This is a genomic window from Bradyrhizobium sp. UFLA05-109 (assembly GCF_054185165.1).
Window position 1 is genome coordinate 84,590 of record NZ_JBBIAR010000026.1, and the last position, 18,171, is coordinate 102,760.

Consider the following 18,171-nt stretch of genomic DNA (forward strand, 5'->3'; position numbering starts at 1 on the left):
ACGGAGGCCTCACAGCCTCCGTTTTTGTTTTAGCCCGCCTGCCCGAACGACAGCCGCTCGGCCAGCACGGCCGCCTGGGTGCGCGAGCCAACCCCGAGCTTGCGCAAAATGGTCGAGACATGGCCCTTCACGGTCTGCTCGGCGATGTCGAGCTCCCCGGCGATCTGCTTGTTGAGCTTGCCCTCGACGATCATCGCCAGAATCCGCAGCTGCTGCGCCGAGAGCGAGGCCATCCGTGCAGCGAGCTCGATATCGGCGCTCTGGATCGAGCCTCTTCCTCCGACATTGGGCGGCATCCAGATCTCACCGGCGAGGATCCTGCTGATCGCCTCGGCCATCTCCGGCAGGCTGAGCGATTTCGGGATGTAGCCGGATGCGCCATAGGCGATGGCGCGGCGGATCGTGGCGGCGTCCTGCCGCGCCGAGATGATCGCGACCGGCACCGTCGGGAACTGCGCCGACAGGATGAACAACGCAGCAAATCCCTGAATGCCCGGCATCGTCAAATCCCAGAGAATCAGGTCGATCTCCTCCGACTGGGCCGACAGCACGCCGAGCGCTTCGTCGAGCGACTGGCTCGCGATGATCTCGAGATCAGGCAGAACGGTCGACAGCGCGCTGCGCAGCGCAGCCTGCACCAGCGGATGATCGTCGCCGATAAGGATGCGCGTGGTCATGCCGAGGAAGATCCCTGTCTGGTCGCGAACTGCCGGCTCAGCACCTCACCTCCGAGGAAGCGCCGGAGCGCGGCGGGCTTCACCGGCTTGAGGAGGAGCTCGCAGCCACGCGCCCTCGCCTCCTTGCGCACCGCCTCGCTGCGATCCCCGGTGACGACCAGCGCGCGGAAATCGAGATCCGCCTTCTGCCTGAGATCGTCGAGAAAGTCCAAGCCGCTGCGGGATTCATCGAGATGGTAGTCGAGCAGCACGACATCCGGCCTGCAATTCATCGCGGCGTCCATCGCTCTTGCGGCGTCGGCCGCGACGACCACGCGATGACCCCAGCCGGTCAGCAGCGCCGCAAGACCGTCGAGAATGGTCGCATCGTTATCGAGACACAGGATCGTCAGCGATCGCACCGTCATCGGCGGCGCAACGTCCGCAGGCTCGCGCTGAAGCGGCATCCCCGGCCCGCGCGCAAGCGGCACGGTGACGGCGAAGCAGGAGCCATGTCCCGGACGCGAGCGGACCTCGACCGCATGGCCAAGAAGGCGCGAGACGCGGTCGACGATTGCAAGACCAAGGCCCAAGCCTTTCTCCGATCCAGGCGCGAGCCGCTGGAACTCCTCAAAGATGCGCTTCTGGTCCTCCGAAGCGATGCCGACACCGGTATCCCACACCTCGATGCGCAGATCAGCGCCGCACCGCCGGCAGCCGAGGAGAATGCGCCCTTTCGGCGTATAGCGCAGCGCGTTCGACAGCAGGTTCTGCAGGATCCGGCGCAGCAGATGCGGATCGCTGCGCACGGCAAGCTTGCAATTGACGACGCGCAGAGCGAGGCCGCGTTCGCGCGCTAGGGCCGAGAACTCCACATTGAGCTGCACGAGAAGATCGGCGATCGGGAACTCCGTCGGCTCGGCGCGAACGGCACGGGAATCATAGGAGGAGATATCGAGCAGCGTATCGAGCACGTGCTCGGTCGAGCGCAATGCGGTGATCGCACTGCCGGCAAGGACGCGTTCCTTGTCGCCTGTGCCGGATTGCAGACTATCGTCGAGCGCTGACAGGAACAGCCGGGCCGCATTCAGCGGTTGCAGCAGATCGTGGCTCGCGGCCGCGAGGAAGCGCGTCTTGCCGAGATTGGCCTGCTCGGCCTCCGCCTTGGCCTGTTCGAGCGCCTCACGCAGCTCGAGATCCTCGTTGGCGCGGCGCAGGGCTTCCGCTGCGCGGTGTCGCTCGGTGACGTCGGTATAGGTCGAGACATAGCCGCCCTCGGCGATGCGATCGTAGACGATCTCGAGCACCGTGCCGTCGGGCCGCGTGCGCTCGTAGAGATAGGGCCATGTCTGCGCCGAGACGTCGCGATTGACCAGCAGCGCGGCGAATTCGGAGGCGGCATATTCGCCGCGGTCGACGTTGAAGCCGATCAGGTCCGCCAGCGGCAGGCCGACGCGCACGAGATCCGGCGGCAGGTCCAAGAGCTCGATGAAGCGGCCGTTCCAGGCCGTGATGTTGAAGTCGGCATCGAACGCGCAGATTCCCTGCGGCACGCTTTCCAGCGTGCTCTGCAACAGGCTGCGGTTGAAGCGCAAGGCCTCCGAAGCCTCATCCAGCATCGCCATCGCTGCGCGGCGCGACAGCGAGTGCCCCTCCAGCGAGGCCGCGATCACCACGCGCGCGGAGGCCGCGCCGATTGCGCCGGCAAGCAGGTTCTCGGTGAAGCGGATCGAATCGAGATCGACGAGGCCCGACGGATCGAGGCGTGGCCCACGGCCCGATCCGCGCGCCGCGAAATAGCCGTCGAAGGCGGACGCGCCGCGCTCGGCACCGACGAAGCGCAGCGCAAGTGCACGGAGATCATCGAGGCGGACCACTACGCGGGAGGACAGTTTTGGAATGGACTCGCGGACCACGCCGTCGGCAAACGCCGCCGCCTGGTTGCGCTCGACGGTGGATTGCCGTCCGAGCGCAGAGAACAGCAGGAAGCAGACGAGGTTGGCCCCGAGGCTCCAGAGCGTGGCATGCGAGATCGGATCAAGCCCTTCAAGACCAAACAGCGCATTGGGCCTCAGCGTAGCGATCTGCCACGGTCCTTGGCGAACGATCTCCTCGACTGCGGGCCAAAGCGGCGCAGCCGAGGGAAGCAGCAGCGTATAGGCCCAGATGCAAAATCCGACCGCGATCCCGATCGACGCGCCGGCCTTGTTGGCGCGTGGCCAGAACAGTCCGCCAACGAAGGCCGGCCCGAATTGCGCGACCGCGACGAAAGACAGAAGACCGATCACGGTCAGCGGGTAGGCCTGGTTGACCAGGCGATGCATGAGATAGGCGAGCAGCAGGATGCCGAGGATCGAGAGCCGGCGTACCGCCACCAGCACGGAAGCGACCGGCCGGCTCTGCGCGCGCAGGCCAAAGAACCGCGAGCGCAGCAGCATCGGCATGATGACGTCGTTGCACAGCATGGTGCTGAGCGCGACGGAGGTCATGATCACCATGCCGGTGGCCGCCGACAGCCCGCCCAGGAAAGCGATCAGACTGACGGCGTTCGCGCCCGCCGCGATCGGCAGCGAGATCACGTAGGTGTCCGGGTCCATCATCGCGCCGAACCTGCCGAGGCCGGCGGCAGCGATCGGCAGGATCAGCAGGCTGAACAGCGCGAGATAGGCCGGATAGAGCCACGCCGCCGTGCGCGAGTGGCCGGGCGCCTCGTTCTCGACGACCGCGACGTGAAACGCCTGTGGCAGGCACAAAAAGGCGATCGCCGAGATGATGATCGTCGAGGGCCACACCGGCTCCGTCGGGTCGAAGGTCAGGATCGTCGAAAGCTGCGGCTCCGACTGAAATTGCGACAGCAGTCCGCCCGGCCCGCCTGACAGGCCGAACAGCACGAACAGTGCGACGATCAGGAACGCGACCAGCTTGACGACGCTTTCGAACGCGATCGCAAGCATCAAGCCGCGATGATGCTCGCTGGCGTGGACATGCCGGACGCCGAACACGATCGCAAACAGCGCCATCGACGCCGCGACCCCGAACGCCGAGTCCTGCCAGAAGCGCAGCGCCTCGCCGCCGGCCCGCTCCGGCTGGAGGATCAGATAATCAAAGCTCTTGCCGACGGCTTTGAGCTGAAGCGCGATGTAAGGGAGCACGCCCAGCAGAGACGCGAGCGTCACGAATGCCGCAAGCACCTGGCTCTTGCCGTAGCGCGCGGCGATGAAGTCGGAGATCGAGGTGACGTTCTGCGCCTTGGCAATGCCGATCACCTTGGCGAGCAGCCTCTGGCCGAACAGCAGCACCAGCGTGGGGCCGACATAGATGGTGACGAAGTCCAGTCCCGTCGTCGCGGCACGACCGACCGAGCCGTAGAAGCTCCACGAGGTGTTGTAGACCGCAAGCGTCAGGCAGTAGCTGACTGCAGCGGCCCAGGATTTGGGCGAAACCAGCGGCCCACCTGCGCTCCGCCGATCGCCCCACCAGGCAATCAGAAACAGCGTGGTTACATAGCCGGCTGCGACCGTGAGAACGAACCACGCCTGCAAGGAATCCTCACTCGAGACAGTCGGATCCGCCCGCGACAGGCGGGTCCGGAGAGCGGGCGGATACTAGAGCGTTTTCAATCGCATGGAAGGTTTTTTCAACTCCGGAGAAAGACCGGCTAAGCCCTGCCAGAGGATCGGCGGCCGGGCGACCGGCCGCCGATCAGAGGACGTGTCAGGCAGCTTCCCGGGACAGCCGCCCCTGCGGCAGGCCCTTGAGCGCGAGGTTCACCACAACCGAGACCACGATGTTGAGGGCGAGCGCGAGCAGCCCGGTGTAGATCGCGACGGTGCCGGCGCCGAAGTCGATGCCGTGCAGCGGCTTCAGTCCGTCCGACCAGGCGAGCCACGATCCACCGGCAAGGCCAACGGCCCAACCGGTCAGGAGCGCCGTGCTCGAGAACCAGTTCAGGTAGAGCCCGAAGATCAGCGCCGGCAGCGTCTGGAGGATCCAGAGGCCGCCGAGCAGTTGCAAATCGAGCGCGAACTGCGTCGGCATCAGGAGGATGGCGAGCAGCGCCCCGACCTTCACCAGCATGGAGGTGATCTTGGCGACCTTCGCTTCACCCGCCGGCGTCACCTTCGGATCGACCCAGACCTTCCAGAAGTTGCGGGTGAACAGGTTGGCCGCGCCGATGCTCATGACGGCCGCCGGCACGAGTGCTCCGATCGCGATGGCTGCGAAGGCAAAGCCGGCGAACCAGCTCGGAAACAGCGTCTTGAACAGCGCCGGCACGACGTCGTTGTTGCTCGCAAGCTTGAGGCCTGCGGCGTGCCCCATATAGCCGAGCAACGCAAGCAGGCCGAGCAGCAGCGTGTAGGCAGGTAGCAGCATCGCATTCTTGCGAATGGTGTTGCCGCCGGACGACGCGAAGATGCCGGTCAGCGTGTGCGGGTACATGAAAGCAGCAAGCGCCGAGCCCAGCGCCAGCGAGGCATAAGGCACGATCTGCGCCGGCGACAACAGGACGCCGCCCGAGCCCTTTGCCGCAAAGGCCGCATCAGCCGCGGTGAAGATCGCGCCGTAACCGCCAAGCTTCGACGGCACGATCGCGATCGCGGCGATCACCACGATGTAGATCATGATGTCCTTGACGAAGGCGATCAGCGCCGGTGCGCGCAAGCCCGACGAATAGGTGTAGAGCGCGAGCACCAGGAAGGCGAGCACGAGCGGCACCTCGCCATGCAGCCCCAGCGCCTTAATCGCCACCTCCATGCCGATGAGCTGAAGCGCGATGTAGGGCATCGTCGCCAGCACGCCCGTTGCCGCGACGGCAAGCTCGAGCCCGCGCGATCCGTAAGCGCCGCGCACCACGTCGCCCGCGGTGACGTAGCCGCGATCCTTGGCGACCTTCCACAGCACCGGCATCACCGCGAAGACGAAAGGATAGACGATGATGGTGTAGGGCAGCGCGAAGAAGCCGTAGGCGCCGACCGCGTAGACCAGCGCCGGAACGGCGATCACCGTGTAGGCGGTGTAGAAGTCGCCGCCGACCAGGAACCAGGTGATCCAGGTCCCGAACTTGCGGCCGCCGAGGCCCCACTCGTCGAGATGGGCGAGCGTCTCGGGCTTGCGCCAGCGCGAGGCGACGAAGCCCATGCCGGTGACGAGGACGAACAATGCGAGGAAGACGGCGAACGCCGCGCTATCGACATCAGTCAACATGGCGCACGCTCCTGTAGACGATGAAGGTGAGGAGCGAGGTCAGCGGCACCCAGGCGAGCTGGTACCAGTAGAAGAACGGGAAGCCGAACAGATAGGGCTCCCGGATATTGTAGAACGGCACGATCATCAGCCCGATGAACGGCAACAGCAGCAACAGGCGTATCACGCTCTCTCCTCCCCTGTGAGTGACAACGACGCGCTTTGCTTGAGCGCGACTTGAGCGCGATGTAGCTGAGATCGGCCGCCGGCCCTCCCCCTACCTTGGCGCGGCCAGACCCCCGTACTTTCGTATCGCGGGACTAACTTCACAGGTGCCGGGAATGCACGAGCGCGCGCGACGGCGAGGCGGCGCGACGCTGGTCGTCGTGGTGCGACCGGTGATGAGTTGGCGGAGAGAGGCCGCTACTGCCGCTTCTGCCCCTGCGCTGCCTGAGCTGGCGCTGTGGCGCGCGCATTCGTAGGTGCTGGTGCGGGCTTCGGCGGCTCGGCCGGCGGCGGGGCCTGTTGCGCGCTGCTGTTGCTGGCGCCGAACAGGACGCGGGTCGGGTTGCGATCGAAATTGTTCACGGCGCGGCTGATGTCGCCGAGGGTACGGCGGCCGTCGGTCATCAGCGCGCCGGAGCGCTTGTCGAAATCATCCGCAAGTTCGCGGATCGACTTCACGGCCTGGAAGAGCTCACCACCATCCTTGCCGCCGGCGAGCGTGTTGAGGCCGAGCATGAGGTTGTCGGCCTTCAGCATGACGCCGTCGACCTTGGCCATGACCGCATCGACGCGCTCGGAATTGCGCGCGAGCGAGTTGGTGAACGTTTCGAGATTCTTGAGCGAGTTCTTTACCGACTCCTGGTTGTCGGCGACGAGCTTGTTGATGTTCTGGAGCGTGCCGCGGATCGCTTCCGTGACGTCCTGAAGCTTGTTCGGGTCGGCGGTGAGCGTCGGGATACCGTCCTCGTCGAGCGGCGGCGCCGGGGCCGCCTCATCGCCGCCCTTCAGCGAGATCGCGGCGACGCCGGTCAGGCCCTGGAATTCGAGGCCGACCAGGGTGTCCTTGCGGATCGGAGCATTGTTCTCGACCATGGCGAGTGCGACAACCCGACGCGGGTTGTCCAGCTTCACCGAGACCACTTCACCTACCCGGATACCATTGAAATTGACGCTGCCGCCGTTGCGCAGGCCCGCCGCCGGCCCCTCGAAGACGACGCGCAGCGGGCTGCGCTGCTTGGTGGTGTGCAGCGACTGGAACCACAGCACGAAGCCGATTGCCGCGGCGATCACCGCCAGCGTGAACGACCCGATCAGCACGTAATTCGCCCGCGTTTCCATCAAGTGCTCCGGATACTCAGCTCATGACCGCGCGGGCGCGCTTGCCATGGAAATATTGCCTCAGCCAGGGATGCTGCGAGGCCTGCATGTCGGCGATCGACCCTGCAGCAATGATCTTACCGTTCCCTAAAACGGCGATGCGGTCGCACGCCGTATAAAGGCTGTCGAGGTCGTGCGTTACCATGAAAACGGTCAGGCCCAAAGTGCGCTGGAGCGTCCTGACCAGCTCATCGAAATCGCCGGCACCGATCGGATCGAGGCCCGAGGTCGGCTCGTCCAGGAAGACGAGTTCGGGGTCGAGCGCCAGCGCACGGGCCAGCGCGACACGCTTGATCATGCCGCCCGACAGCTCCGACGGGAAGCGCTCGGCGACCTCCGGCTTCAGGCCCACCATGGCGAGCTTGGCCATGGTGATCTCGTCCATCAGGCGCTGCGAGACCTTCAGATATTCCCGCATCGGAAATTGGATGTTCTGCCGCACCGTCAGCGAGGAGAACAGCGCCCCCTGCTGAAACAGCACACCCCAGCGCCGTTCGACGCCGCGGCGCTGCGAGCTATTCGACGAATCCAGATCCACGCCGAACACTTCGATGCGGCCGGCGACCTTCGAGACGAGGCCGATGATGGTGCGCGTCAGCACCGACTTGCCGGCACCGGAGGGGCCGACGAAGCCGAGTATCTCGCCGCGCTTGACGTCGAGGTTCAGCCCGTCGAGCACGCGCGTCGCACCGAACTGCACGGTGATGTCGCGGACGCGGATGATGGGGTCTTGAATCTTGTCTTGATTCTCTTGCGCCATCATCACATCCCGATCGATGCAAAGAAGATCGCGAACACGCCATCCATGACGATCACGAAGAAGATGCCCTTCACGACCGACGAGGTCGTGTGCTGTCCGAGCGATTCCGCGCTGCCCTGCACCGCAAGGCCTTCGACGCAGGCGACGATGCCGATCACCGCTGCCATCACCGGCGCCTTGACGATGCCGACGATGAAATGATCGATCGAGATCGCATCGCGTAAGCGCAGCAGGAAGGCTTCGGGATCGACGCCGCCATAGAGCCAGGCGACGAGCCCGCCGCCGTAGAGTGCGGCCATCGCGCCGAGGAAGGCGAGGATCGGCAGCGCCAGCACCAGCGCCAGCATGCGCGGCAGCACCAGGACCTCGATCGGATCGAACCCCATGGTGCGCAGCGCGTCGATCTCCTCGCGCATCTTCATCGAGCCGAGCTCGGCGGTGTAGGCGCTGCCGGAGCGTCCGGCGATCATGATCGCGACCAAGAGCACGCCGATCTCGCGCAGCACCAGCACGCCCAGCATGTCGACGACGAAGATGTCGGCGCCGAACCTGCGGAAATGGAAGATGCCCTGCTGGGCGATGATGCAGCCGATCAGGAAGGTGATCAGCACGATGATCGGCACCGCGCGCCAGCAGACCTGCTCGAGATGATGCACGGTCGAGGTCAGGCGGAACGAGCGCGGACGGATCAGCACGCGACCGCTGGCCGCGAGCACCGCACCGAGCATGTCGACGAGATCGGTCACGGTCCCGGTGAGGCCGGCGACGGCGCGGCCGATCTGCTCCAGCATGCCGGTGATGGTGATGGCACCGGCCTCGACGACCGGCGTCGCCTTGACCCTCCGCACCTCGTCGACGAGGCTCGAATAATTTGCCGACAGGCCCGCGATCTGGGTCTCGACTGCGCCTTGCGTCAGGCTTCGGCGCAGCCGCTCGATCAGCCAGGCGCCGAAGGTGTCGAGCTTGGCGACTTCGGAGACGTCGATGAAGATGTTCGGCCGGCTGCCGGCGAGCTTCTCGGCATCAGCCACCATCCGCTCGAGGGCCGGCGCGAAGCTCGCGGTCCACGTTCCCGTGGCGCAAAGTGCCAGCGCGTTGCCCTTTGCAATCCGCTCCAGCTTTGGATCACCGTTCAAGATGTCCGCTCCCTTGCGAAAGGGTCGGATGAGAAGAGATGGTTGCGCACGCGCCCTTACCTTGAAGAAGGTATCCCCAACCAGCCATAGTTAGTTGCATCAGGTAACCAGCCGGTTCAGAAATTGCCAGAGTTCTAAATGACTTCCAGCAAACTTCCAATGTTGCGGGTGCGAATCGAGCGCTTCCCGATCGCCGGCCTCTTCACAATCAGCCGGGGCGCCAAGACGGAGGCCGTGACCGTCGTTGCCGAGGTGGGCCGGGGCGGCCTGACCGGCCGCGGCGAATGCGTGCCCTATGCGCGCTATGGGGAGACCCCGGAGGCGACGCTGAGGGCGATCCAGGCCATGCAGGAGGCGATCGGGGGCGGACTGGACCGGCGCGCCCTGCAAGCCGCGATGCCCTCCGGGGCGGCCCGCAACGCAGTGGATTGCGCCCTGATCGATCTGGAGGCCAAGGAGGCGGGCCTGCGGGCGTGGAACCTGCTCGACCGGCCGGTTCCGGGGGAGCGCACGACCGCCTACACGATCTCGCTGGGTTCCCCAGAGGCAATGGCGGAGGCGACCGCCAGGGCCGCGCACCGCTCGCTCCTGAAGATCAAGCTCGGCGGCGAAGGCGACCCTGAAAGGATCGCCGCAGTCCGGAAGGCAGCTCCCGAATCGGAACTGATCGTCGACGCCAACGAGGCCTGGACGTCAGCCAATCTGGAGCGGAACCTTTCCGCCTGCGCCGAGGTCGGCGTCATCCTGGTGGAGCAGCCGCTGCCGGCCGGCCAGGACGAGGCGCTGGCGCGCATCAAGCGGCCGCTCGCCGTCTGCGCCGACGAGAGCGTGCACGACCGCTCCTCGCTCGCGCCGCTGCGGGAGCGCTACGACGCCGTCAACATCAAGCTCGACAAGACCGGCGGCCTCACCGAGGCGCTCGCCATGGCCGATGCGGCGCAGGCGCTGGGCTTCGAGATCATGGTCGGCTGCATGGTCGCGACCTCGTTGTCGATGGCACCCGCAATGCTGGTGACGCCACAGGCGCGGTTCGTCGATCTCGACGGGCCGCTGCTGCTCGCGCGGGATCGCGATCACGGCCTGCGCTATGACGAGAGCCTCGTCTATCCGCCGGAGGCCTCGCTCTGGGGGTGAGCGAAGAGGCGATGCCGTGCGGTCCACATCAGCATCGCGCCCGTGCCGGCCATCGTAGCCATCAGGTAATAAAGCGCCTCGCCATAGCGCGCGTAGATCGCGCCCGAGATGATCGAGGTCGTCGAGCTCAACAACCCGCTGATTGCCGCGTAATAGCCCTGCCCGCGCGCCATCTGATGCGCTGGCACGTGACGCACCAGCAGGGTCATCACGCCAACCTGGGTGAGGCCGAAGCTCAATCCGTGCGCGAGCTGGACGATCGCAAGCACCGCGACCGGCGGCTCCTGCGCGGTAATCGACCAACGCGCCACTGCGCTCACGCCTCCGATCACGACCAGCAGCGCCGGATGCAGCGAAAGCCGCGGCGACACCGCAAAGACGATGATCTCCGCGAGCACGCCGAGCGCCCAAAGGCCGGCGATCGTCAGCCCGCCGAGCCCATGAGCCTGCCAGTTGATCGAGGCAAAGGTGTAGTAGGCGGTATGACTGCTCTGGATCAGCGCCGCCGAGGCGATGATCGCAAGGAAGCTCGCATCGCGCAGCAGGCGCTTGCCACCATGCGCGGTGGCGCTCTTTCGTCGCGTGTCGTCCAATGGCTGAAGCGAAAGGCCGGTGAAGGCCGTGATCACCGCAAGCGCGACGATGATCCAGATCAGTTCGCGCGCGGCGATGACGTCGACCAGAAGCCCACAGGCGAGCGCGCCTGCGATGAAGGCCACCGAGCCCCACAGCCGCAATGGCCCGTAGTCGAGCTTATAGCGGGCAACGCCGCGCAGCGCATAGGCGTCCGTCAGCGGCAGCTGCGGCGTCCAGAAGCAGCAGGTGACGATATAGAGCAGCAGCACCGGCAGGGGTTGATGCTGCGTGCCAGCCAGCGCGAAGCCGATCGCCGAGGCGAATGCGGTCAGGATCAGCGCGGCGCGCACGGCCTGATGCCGCTCGGCGATGCCGGTCACGAAGGGCAGTGTAGTGAAGCGCGTCACCGCAGGGACCGCGCTGATGATTCCGATCCAGGCCGGCTCGATGCCGACCGCCTTCAGCCACACCGTGAAGAAGGGCAGATGCGTGCCGAGGACGGCGAACGAGACGCTGTAGAACAGCGCCAGGCGCACGGCGAATCGCCGGCCTTGCGTTGCTGCGATGGGGATTTGTGATTCGCTCTTCATCAAACCAATTGCGATTCGGTCGATATCGTGGTGATCGTTACTGTAACGCGCACTGATTTGCGCGACGAGATTGCCATGGCCACAGAAGCATTCGCCCTCTCGCCTATGTCTGCCCGCGCGGCCGAGCCGAACGAGCAGGATTACGATGCGATCCGCGAGGCCTTCATGGAGACCGCGCGCGGCCGCTGGTTCCTCGGCGAATACGCCAAGCGCAACCGCAACGCCGATACGCGCATGGTGCTCGATGCGGTCGCGAAAATCGAGGAAACCCTTGCAGCGCAGCGCCAGCCTGTCGTCGAGGACCGGCTGCCCGAGGCGCTCGTGGCGATCCGCCGGGCGATTCGCGAGGCCGAGACGATCGCGATCGCGGCCGTCGATCCGGCCCTGCTCGAGACCAGCCTCGGGCCGATCCATCGCGGTGTACGCATCATCAGGGAGATCTCCTGGCGCTGGCGCGAGATCGGCGCCGATGGGCGAATCTGCGACCTGATTGATTCGCAGCTCGCGGCCATCGAAGCCGCCTGCGGTCAGACGTCGACGGTCGACCCCCGCACGGAGCTCAAGGCCGCTTTCGATCTGCTCAGGGACCACATCGAGCGCGTCGAAACGGGAGGCGCGGCGGCGCCTTCCCCCCCGCCTGCTCCGGCGCCCGAGATGCTCGCGATGGCGGACGCCGAAACGGCGATGTCGGCAAGCGAGCCACCCGCAGCGGAGATGCCGCACGAGGCCGTGGCCGTCGCCGGGTCCGGGACCACCGTTGCCGCGGGCGAGGTCGCCGACGAGGTGGCGATCAACGAGACGACGGACGTCGCCAGCGAGCACGAACCGGTCGAGGTCGCAGGAGGCCACGTCGCAGTCGGAGAGAGCGCTGCCGAGGCTGCCCCCATCGCGGAAGCCGTCGACGCGTTCGCGATCGATGCCGCAGCCGAGGCGGAAGACGAAGCGATTCTCGAGCGGATCGCGATGGAGATGGCTGCGCCCGATCCCGAGTTCGACGAGGCGACCGCCGAGCCTGTTGAAGTCGCAGCCCCTGTCGAGACGCCCGTCGCCGCCGCGTCGGTCTTGTCCGAGCCAGTCTTGCCAGAGCCAGCCTTGCAAGAGCCGGTTTCGCAAGAGCCAGACTTGCAAGAGCCAGACTTGCAAGAGCCGATCGCAGCCCAATCGATCGCACCAGTCGCGCCATTCGAGCCCACCGTCGCGATCATCGAACGTCCGGCGCCAGCAGAGGCCTTGGCAGCTCTGCATGCGACGCTGCAAGCCGCCTCGCAGATCTCGCCCCTTCCCATGCCCTCGCCGCTGGAGCCGTCGCTCGGCTCGACGATCCTTGCGAGCGGCATGCTGCAAAAGCCCCGCGCTGCCGCCAACGATCCGCTGGCGCCGATCCGCCGCATGACCCAGGCCGAGAAGATCGCGTTCTTCTCCTGAGGCGAGGTCGCTGCGAGCCCAATAACGAATTCAACGAATTCGAGGCACGCGCTTACCGCATTCTCGCTGTCGTCGCCCGGCTCGACCGGGCGATCCAGTATTCCAGAGGCGGTAGTGACAGGGCCGAGAAGCCGCGGGGTACTGGATGCCCCGCCTGCGCCTGCGCGGGGCATGACACCGAACGCGGGCTTCTCTGTAGTTGAAGGCGCGCCAGGTCAAGAAGCGGTTCCCAGCGTGACTCAGATCACGTTCGGCGCCATCGTGATCTGCATCACGTATCCCTCCCTTGAACGCGGTCTAGCGTCGCCGCAACCAATCTCTGTTCGAGATTAGTCGCTGGGAGCACGCTCATGTTCCGCTTGAAGTCTTTCCTGATTTGCGCGGGATTGCTCGGAAGCCTGTTCGGCTTCGCGTGCAGTCCTGTCTCCGCACAGACCGCCACGCAAGGCAATCCGGCACCGACTGCACTGCAAGGCCCGGAGCAGCGGGTCGCACTGGTGATCGGAAATTCGAACTACAAGAACGCCCCGCAGCTCGCCAACCCCGACAATGACGCGCAGTCGATGGCGCAATTCCTGAACTCGGCGGGGTTCGAGGTGATTTCCGCAACCGACCTGACCCAGAACGACATGCTGAGGGTCGTGCAGGACTTTTCTGCAAAGGTCGCCTCGCGCGGCCCCAACACGGTGGCGATGGTCTACTACGCCGGCCACGGCGTGCAGCTCGCCGGCGAGAACTATCTCGTGCCGGTGGATGCGAAAGTCTCGAACCCCACCGAGCTCGTCAACAACTCGGTCCGTCTCGTCGACGTGATGTCGACGCTGGAGACGATCCCGAGCCGCATGCGTATCGTCATTCTCGATGCCTGCCGCAACAATCCGTTCCCATCCCTGATCGATGCCAATCGCGGTCTTGCCATTGTCGATGCGCCGAACGGCTCGATCGTCGGCTATTCGACCGCGCCCGGTGCAGAAGCACTCGATGGCAAGGGCGATCACAGCCCCTACACCCAGGCCTTCCTGAACGTCGCGCGTGAACCAAATGTGCCGATCGAGCAGCTGTTCAAGCGGGTGCGGCTGGAGGTGAACCACACCACTGACGGCCAGCAGACGCCGTGGGAAAGCTCGTCGCTGACGAGCGACTTCTATTTCTTCGGTGACACCGCGGTTGCCGCCAACCGTGCGCCGATGAACGCGCCGGTCGTGCAGATGGCGTCCAATCTGCCGAGCCGCTCCGCGCAGCAGGCCTACGACTACGTGCTCTCCGAGGGCAATCCCGAGTACTATCAGGAGTTCGTCCGGATGTACCCGCATGACCCGCTGTGCGACCATATCCGTTGGTTGCTCGCCAACCTGCTGATGGCGGAAGCCTGGCACAAGGCCGTTCTCGCCAACTCGCCGATCGCCTACAAGAACTTCTACGACAGTTACGCCAAGAGCCCCTATGCGATGCCGGCATTGAAGCTCCAGATCGAGCCGAAGCAGATCCCGCTGATGCAGGCGACACATTTCCTCGCGCCGCAGACCATTGCGCCGACGCTGAAGCCCGGCAATCTCGGGCCGACCAAGTACACCCCGCTCATCCAGCAGGGCAATGGGGGCGCGCTGAACCACGGCAACAAGCCGATCGACAGCAACGCCACCGGCAAGCTCGGCACGCCGCCCTCCAACAACCAGCCGAACACCACGCCGTCACAGCTCCCGGGCAAGATCGTCACCCTGCCAGCGCCCACCAACAGCACGACCAACAACGGCACCGTGGGCAAGGTCGTGACGCTGCCGGCCACGACCGTGGGCAAGGGCGGTTCGAACGTCGACATAACGAACATCGACGTGAAAACCAACAAAGTCGAGACCCAGAACCAGCCGATCCGGACCGGCAACGGCAATCCCGGAATCGTCAAGCCCAGCACCAATCCGCCGAGCAACGTTCAGGGAGAGACCAACCGTCCGCAACTGAACACGGTGCCCAGCCGGTCGGTGATGAGCACCAACTTCAAGCCGCAATATGCCCAGACGATGAATCGGGCACCGGCGAACGTCGGCATGACTCGCCGCATCGGCTTCATGCACTGATCACTGCTGACTGCGACAACGGCGAAGGGCGAAGCAGCGATGCTCCGCCCTTTCCTATTTGCAGATCGAGACAGGCGAGCGTGGCGTCAGGCCACGAGCTCCGCGAACAGGTCGGCATCGACATTGCCGCCCGAGAGCACGATGACGACGTTCTTGCCGGCAATATCGAGGCGGCCTGCGAGCAGCGCGGCGAGGCCAACGGCGCCGCCGGGCTCGACCACCAGCTTCAGCTCGCGATAGGCAAACCCCACGGCCGCGCCGACCTCCGCATCGGAGGCGGTGACGCCGCGCGACAACAGTTTTCCGTTGATCGCGAAAGTCATCTCGCCGGGGATCAGTGCCATCAGCGCGTCGCAGATCGTGCGCCCGGCGGGCGCATGCGCCTCGCGGTGACCGACGGCAAGCGAGAGCTTGTGATCGTCGAATGCTTCGGGCTCGGCTACGACGAGCTGGGCCTGCGGATAGCGCGCTTTCACTGCGGTCGCTACGCCCGCGATCAAGCCGCCGCCGGAGGCCGGGGCAACCACGATGTCCGGCGCAATACCGAGCGCCGCCATGTCCTCGGCGATCTCGCGGCCCGCGGTGCCCTGCCCCGCGATGACGAAGGGATCGTCATAAGGCCTGACCAGCGTTGCGCCGCGCTTCTCGGCAATGCCGCGCGCGATCGCCTCGCGATCGTCACGGTCGCGATCGTACAGCACGACCTCGGCGCCGTAGGATTTGGTGCGCTCGCGCTTGGACAGCGGCGCATCCGACGGCATCACGATGGTCGCCTGCATGTCGAGGATCTTTGCCGCGGCCGCCACGCCTTGCGCATGATTGCCCGAGGAGAACGCCACCACGCCGCCGCTGCGCTTGTCCTGCGGTATAGAGGACACCTTGTTGAAGGCGCCACGGAACTTGAAGGAGCCGGTCCGCTGCAACATCTCCGGCTTCAGGAACACTTTTGCGCCGACGCGCTCGTTGAGCACGGGGAAGGACAAAAGCGGGGTGCGGATGGCGAAGGGCGCGATCACGCGCGCTGCGGCATCGATATCGGCGGGGCCGACCGGGAGGGGCTGTTCCGTCATGGGCAATTTGTATCCCGCCCCTTGACGGCTGGGAAGACACCGCCGCGTGAGGGCGTAGTCCTAGAGCATGATCCGGACCCGAAGGGCCGCGTTAGCGCTGTGAAGCGGTTTTCCCTCGCGACAAACGCGGAACGCGTTTGCGCGGAGATCATGCTCAAACAATAACCTAAAGCGCGATGACCATTCGTTCCAATCTCATCGCGCTTTAGGCGACGAAACGCGGCTGATCCGGCTCTTGGGCGTGCGGCAGCACGGCGCCGACGGCCCGGATGCTGTCGACGAAGGCGCGCGCCGATGCCTCCCAGGTATGGTTGGCGGCGAATTCGACGCAGTCCTGCCTCGAAATGTCGAGCGCCGCGAGGCAGGCGCTGCGCAGATCCTCGTCCAGCACCCCGACCGGCGCATCGCCAATCACGTCCCGCGGACCCTTCACCGGGAAGGCTGCCACCGGCAGGCCGCTCGCCAGCGCTTCGAGGAGCACGAGGCCAAACGTGTCGGTCCGGCTCGGAAACACGAACACGTCGGCCGCGGCATAGATTTCGGCCAGCGCCTCGCCGTGCTTTTCCCCCAAGAAGATTGCCTGGGGATAGGCCTGCTCCAGGCCGGCGCGCGCCGGACCGTCGCCGACGATCACCTTGGTGCCGGGCAGCTCGAGGTCGAGGAACGCCTGGAGATTCTTCTCCACCGCGACCCGGCCGACGCAGAGGAACACCGGCGCGGGGAAGCAGAGATCGATGGCGCGGGGATAGAACAGCTTGTTGTCGACACCGCGCGGCCACAGCACGACATTGTCGAAACCGCGCTCGCTGAGCTCGCGCGCCAGCGCCGGGGTAGCGGCCATCACGGCGCGGCTGGGCGCGTGAAAACGGCGCAGCGCCCGCCAGATCAGCGAGCCCGGAACCGGCACCCTGGCGCGGACATATTCGGGGAAGCGGGTGTGGAAGCTCGTCGTGAACGGCAGCTTGTGCTGCCGGCAATAGCGGCGGACCATGACGCCAATCGGCCCCTCGGTCGCGATATGGATGCTGTCGGGACGCGCCTCCTCGATCAGCTTCGCGATCCTCGCCGGCCGCGGCATCGCCAGGCGCACGTCGCGATAGCTCGGCATCGCGAAGGTACGGAACGATTGCGGGGTGAGGAAGGAGAACTCGACGTCCAGCGCCCTCGCAGCGTCAGCGAGCTTGGTCAGCGTCCGAACCACACCGTTGACTTGCGGGTGCCAGGCGTCGGTCGCGACCAGGATGCGCATCATGCGGCTCTTGCCGCGACCTGTGGAACGGCCGCAGGCTTCTGCAACTGATCCGCCCAGGTGATGATCTCGAAATGGCCGTCATCGTGCTCGACGAGCGCGGTGCAGCTCTCGACCCAGTCGCCACAATTCATGTAGCGGATGCCGTTCTCGTCGCGGATCACGGCATAGTGGATGTGGCCGCAGATCACGCCGTCGGCGTCGTGGCGCCGGGCTTCGGCGGACAGCGCCTGCTCGAACGCGCCGATATAGTTGACCGCGTTCTTGACCTTCTGCTTGGCCCATTGCGACAGCGACCAATAGGGCACGCCGAACATGCGGCGGAAGAAGTTGACGAAGCGATTCATCTGGATCGCGAAGTCGTAGGCCTTGTCGCCGAGATGAGCGAGCCAGCGCGCGTTCTGCACCACGAGGTCGAAGATGTCGCCGTGGATGACGAGGTAGCGCTTGCCGTCGACGCCGGTGTGCACGGTGTTCTCGACGACGTCGATGCCGCCGAAATGCGTGCCGTAATAGTTGCGCAGGAATTCGTCGTGATTGCCGGGCACGTAGATGACCTTGGCGCCCTTGCGCGCCTTGCGCAGCAGCTTTTGCACCAGGTCGTTATGCGATTGCGGCCAGTGCCAGCTCGATTTCAGCGCCCAGCCATCGACGATGTCGCCAACGAGATAAATCGTGTCGGCATCGTGGTAGCGCAGGAAGTCCAGCAGAAGGTCGGCTTGCGAGCCGCGGGCCCCGAGATGAACGTCGGAGATGAACAACGTGCGAAAGCGCCGCTCCGGGCTCTCGTCACTCACATCGTAACTTCCCATGCGCCAGCCTGTAACAATATCCCGTGACAGGGGGATGACCGATTGAACCTGTGAGGCACCCTCAGATACGAATCAAACCTTGCCTCGCCCCCTTCGCGGATATCAGCCGCATGCGACAATC

The 18,171-nt window shown here is 65.5% G+C and carries 14 protein-coding genes; 3 read left to right on the forward strand and 11 right to left on the reverse strand.

Annotated elements, in window-relative coordinates; translation table 11 throughout:
• Nucleotides 1-29: 29 nt before the first annotated feature.
• The 7 genes from Q3C01_RS20355 to Q3C01_RS20385 all read right to left on the reverse strand — a co-directional run bounded on the left by Q3C01_RS20355 (nucleotide 30) and on the right by Q3C01_RS20385 (nucleotide 9,119).
• Nucleotides 30-677 (reverse strand): response regulator, encoded by a 648-nt coding sequence (locus Q3C01_RS20355; protein ID WP_458147091.1) that lies wholly within the window; start codon nucleotides 675-677, stop codon nucleotides 30-32.
• Nucleotides 674-4,198, reverse strand: a complete 3,525-nt coding sequence (locus Q3C01_RS20360; RefSeq protein WP_458147092.1) for a hybrid sensor histidine kinase/response regulator — start codon at nucleotides 4,196-4,198, stop codon at nucleotides 674-676. Before Q3C01_RS20360 ends, Q3C01_RS20355 begins: the two co-directional genes overlap by 4 nt.
• Before the next feature lie 172 nt (nucleotides 4,199-4,370).
• Nucleotides 4,371-5,861 carry a monocarboxylate uptake permease MctP gene (mctP, locus tag Q3C01_RS20365; protein ID WP_458147093.1) on the reverse strand — a complete coding sequence of 497 codons (1,491 nt, stop codon included), beginning with the start codon at nucleotides 5,859-5,861 and terminating at the stop codon, nucleotides 4,371-4,373.
• Nucleotides 5,851-6,027, reverse strand: a complete 177-nt coding sequence (locus Q3C01_RS20370) for a DUF3311 domain-containing protein (protein ID WP_458147094.1) — start codon at nucleotides 6,025-6,027, stop codon at nucleotides 5,851-5,853. Before Q3C01_RS20370 ends, mctP begins: the two co-directional genes overlap by 11 nt.
• A gap of 236 nt (nucleotides 6,028-6,263) precedes the next feature.
• On the reverse strand, nucleotides 6,264-7,184 hold the full coding sequence (locus Q3C01_RS20375; protein WP_458147095.1) for an MlaD family protein: 921 nt from the start codon (nucleotides 7,182-7,184) through the stop codon (nucleotides 6,264-6,266).
• A gap of 16 nt (nucleotides 7,185-7,200) precedes the next feature.
• Nucleotides 7,201-7,983 carry an ABC transporter ATP-binding protein gene (locus Q3C01_RS20380; RefSeq protein ID WP_458147096.1) on the reverse strand — a complete coding sequence of 261 codons (783 nt, stop codon included), beginning with the start codon at nucleotides 7,981-7,983 and terminating at the stop codon, nucleotides 7,201-7,203.
• Nucleotides 7,984-7,985: 2 nt separating this feature from the next.
• Nucleotides 7,986-9,119, reverse strand: coding sequence for an MlaE family ABC transporter permease (locus Q3C01_RS20385; protein WP_458147097.1), 1,134 nt, complete (start codon nucleotides 9,117-9,119; stop codon nucleotides 7,986-7,988).
• A 138-nt stretch (nucleotides 9,120-9,257) separates the two neighbouring features.
• Here Q3C01_RS20385 and dgcA point away from each other — a divergent pair, with 138 nt between their 5' ends.
• The gene (dgcA, locus tag Q3C01_RS20390; protein WP_458147098.1) at nucleotides 9,258-10,253 is read left to right on the forward strand and encodes an N-acetyl-D-Glu racemase DgcA; all 996 of its coding nucleotides are present in this window, start codon (nucleotides 9,258-9,260) and stop codon (nucleotides 10,251-10,253) included.
• On the opposite strand, the gene Q3C01_RS20395 is transcribed toward dgcA, so the two are convergent.
• Nucleotides 10,223-11,419 (reverse strand): MFS transporter, encoded by a 1,197-nt coding sequence (locus Q3C01_RS20395; protein ID WP_458147099.1) that lies wholly within the window; start codon nucleotides 11,417-11,419, stop codon nucleotides 10,223-10,225. The genes dgcA and Q3C01_RS20395 overlap by 31 nt on opposite strands.
• 75 nt (nucleotides 11,420-11,494) lie before the next feature.
• On the opposite strand from Q3C01_RS20395, the gene Q3C01_RS20400 reads away from it, so the two are divergent.
• The gene (locus tag Q3C01_RS20400; RefSeq protein ID WP_458147100.1) at nucleotides 11,495-12,844 is read left to right on the forward strand and encodes a hypothetical protein; all 1,350 of its coding nucleotides are present in this window, start codon (nucleotides 11,495-11,497) and stop codon (nucleotides 12,842-12,844) included.
• A gap of 350 nt (nucleotides 12,845-13,194) precedes the next feature.
• Nucleotides 13,195-14,919 carry a caspase family protein gene (locus tag Q3C01_RS20405; protein WP_458147101.1) on the forward strand — a complete coding sequence of 575 codons (1,725 nt, stop codon included), beginning with the start codon at nucleotides 13,195-13,197 and terminating at the stop codon, nucleotides 14,917-14,919.
• An 86-nt stretch (nucleotides 14,920-15,005) separates the two neighbouring features.
• Here Q3C01_RS20405 and Q3C01_RS20410 read toward each other — a convergent pair whose 3' ends face one another.
• The 3 genes from Q3C01_RS20410 to Q3C01_RS20420 form a co-directional block, all read right to left on the reverse strand.
• Complete coding sequence (locus Q3C01_RS20410) at nucleotides 15,006-15,989, reverse strand: threonine/serine dehydratase family protein (RefSeq protein WP_458147102.1); 984 nt, start codon at nucleotides 15,987-15,989, stop codon at nucleotides 15,006-15,008.
• A 205-nt stretch (nucleotides 15,990-16,194) separates the two neighbouring features.
• Nucleotides 16,195-17,238: a glycosyltransferase family 4 protein gene (locus Q3C01_RS20415; RefSeq protein WP_458147116.1), complete on the reverse strand. Its 1,044-nt coding sequence runs from the start codon at nucleotides 17,236-17,238 to the stop codon at nucleotides 16,195-16,197.
• Complete coding sequence (locus tag Q3C01_RS20420) at nucleotides 17,238-18,050, reverse strand: UDP-2,3-diacylglucosamine diphosphatase (RefSeq protein WP_449383358.1); 813 nt, start codon at nucleotides 18,048-18,050, stop codon at nucleotides 17,238-17,240. Before Q3C01_RS20420 ends, Q3C01_RS20415 begins: the two co-directional genes overlap by 1 nt.
• Nucleotides 18,051-18,171: the final 121 nt, after the last annotated feature.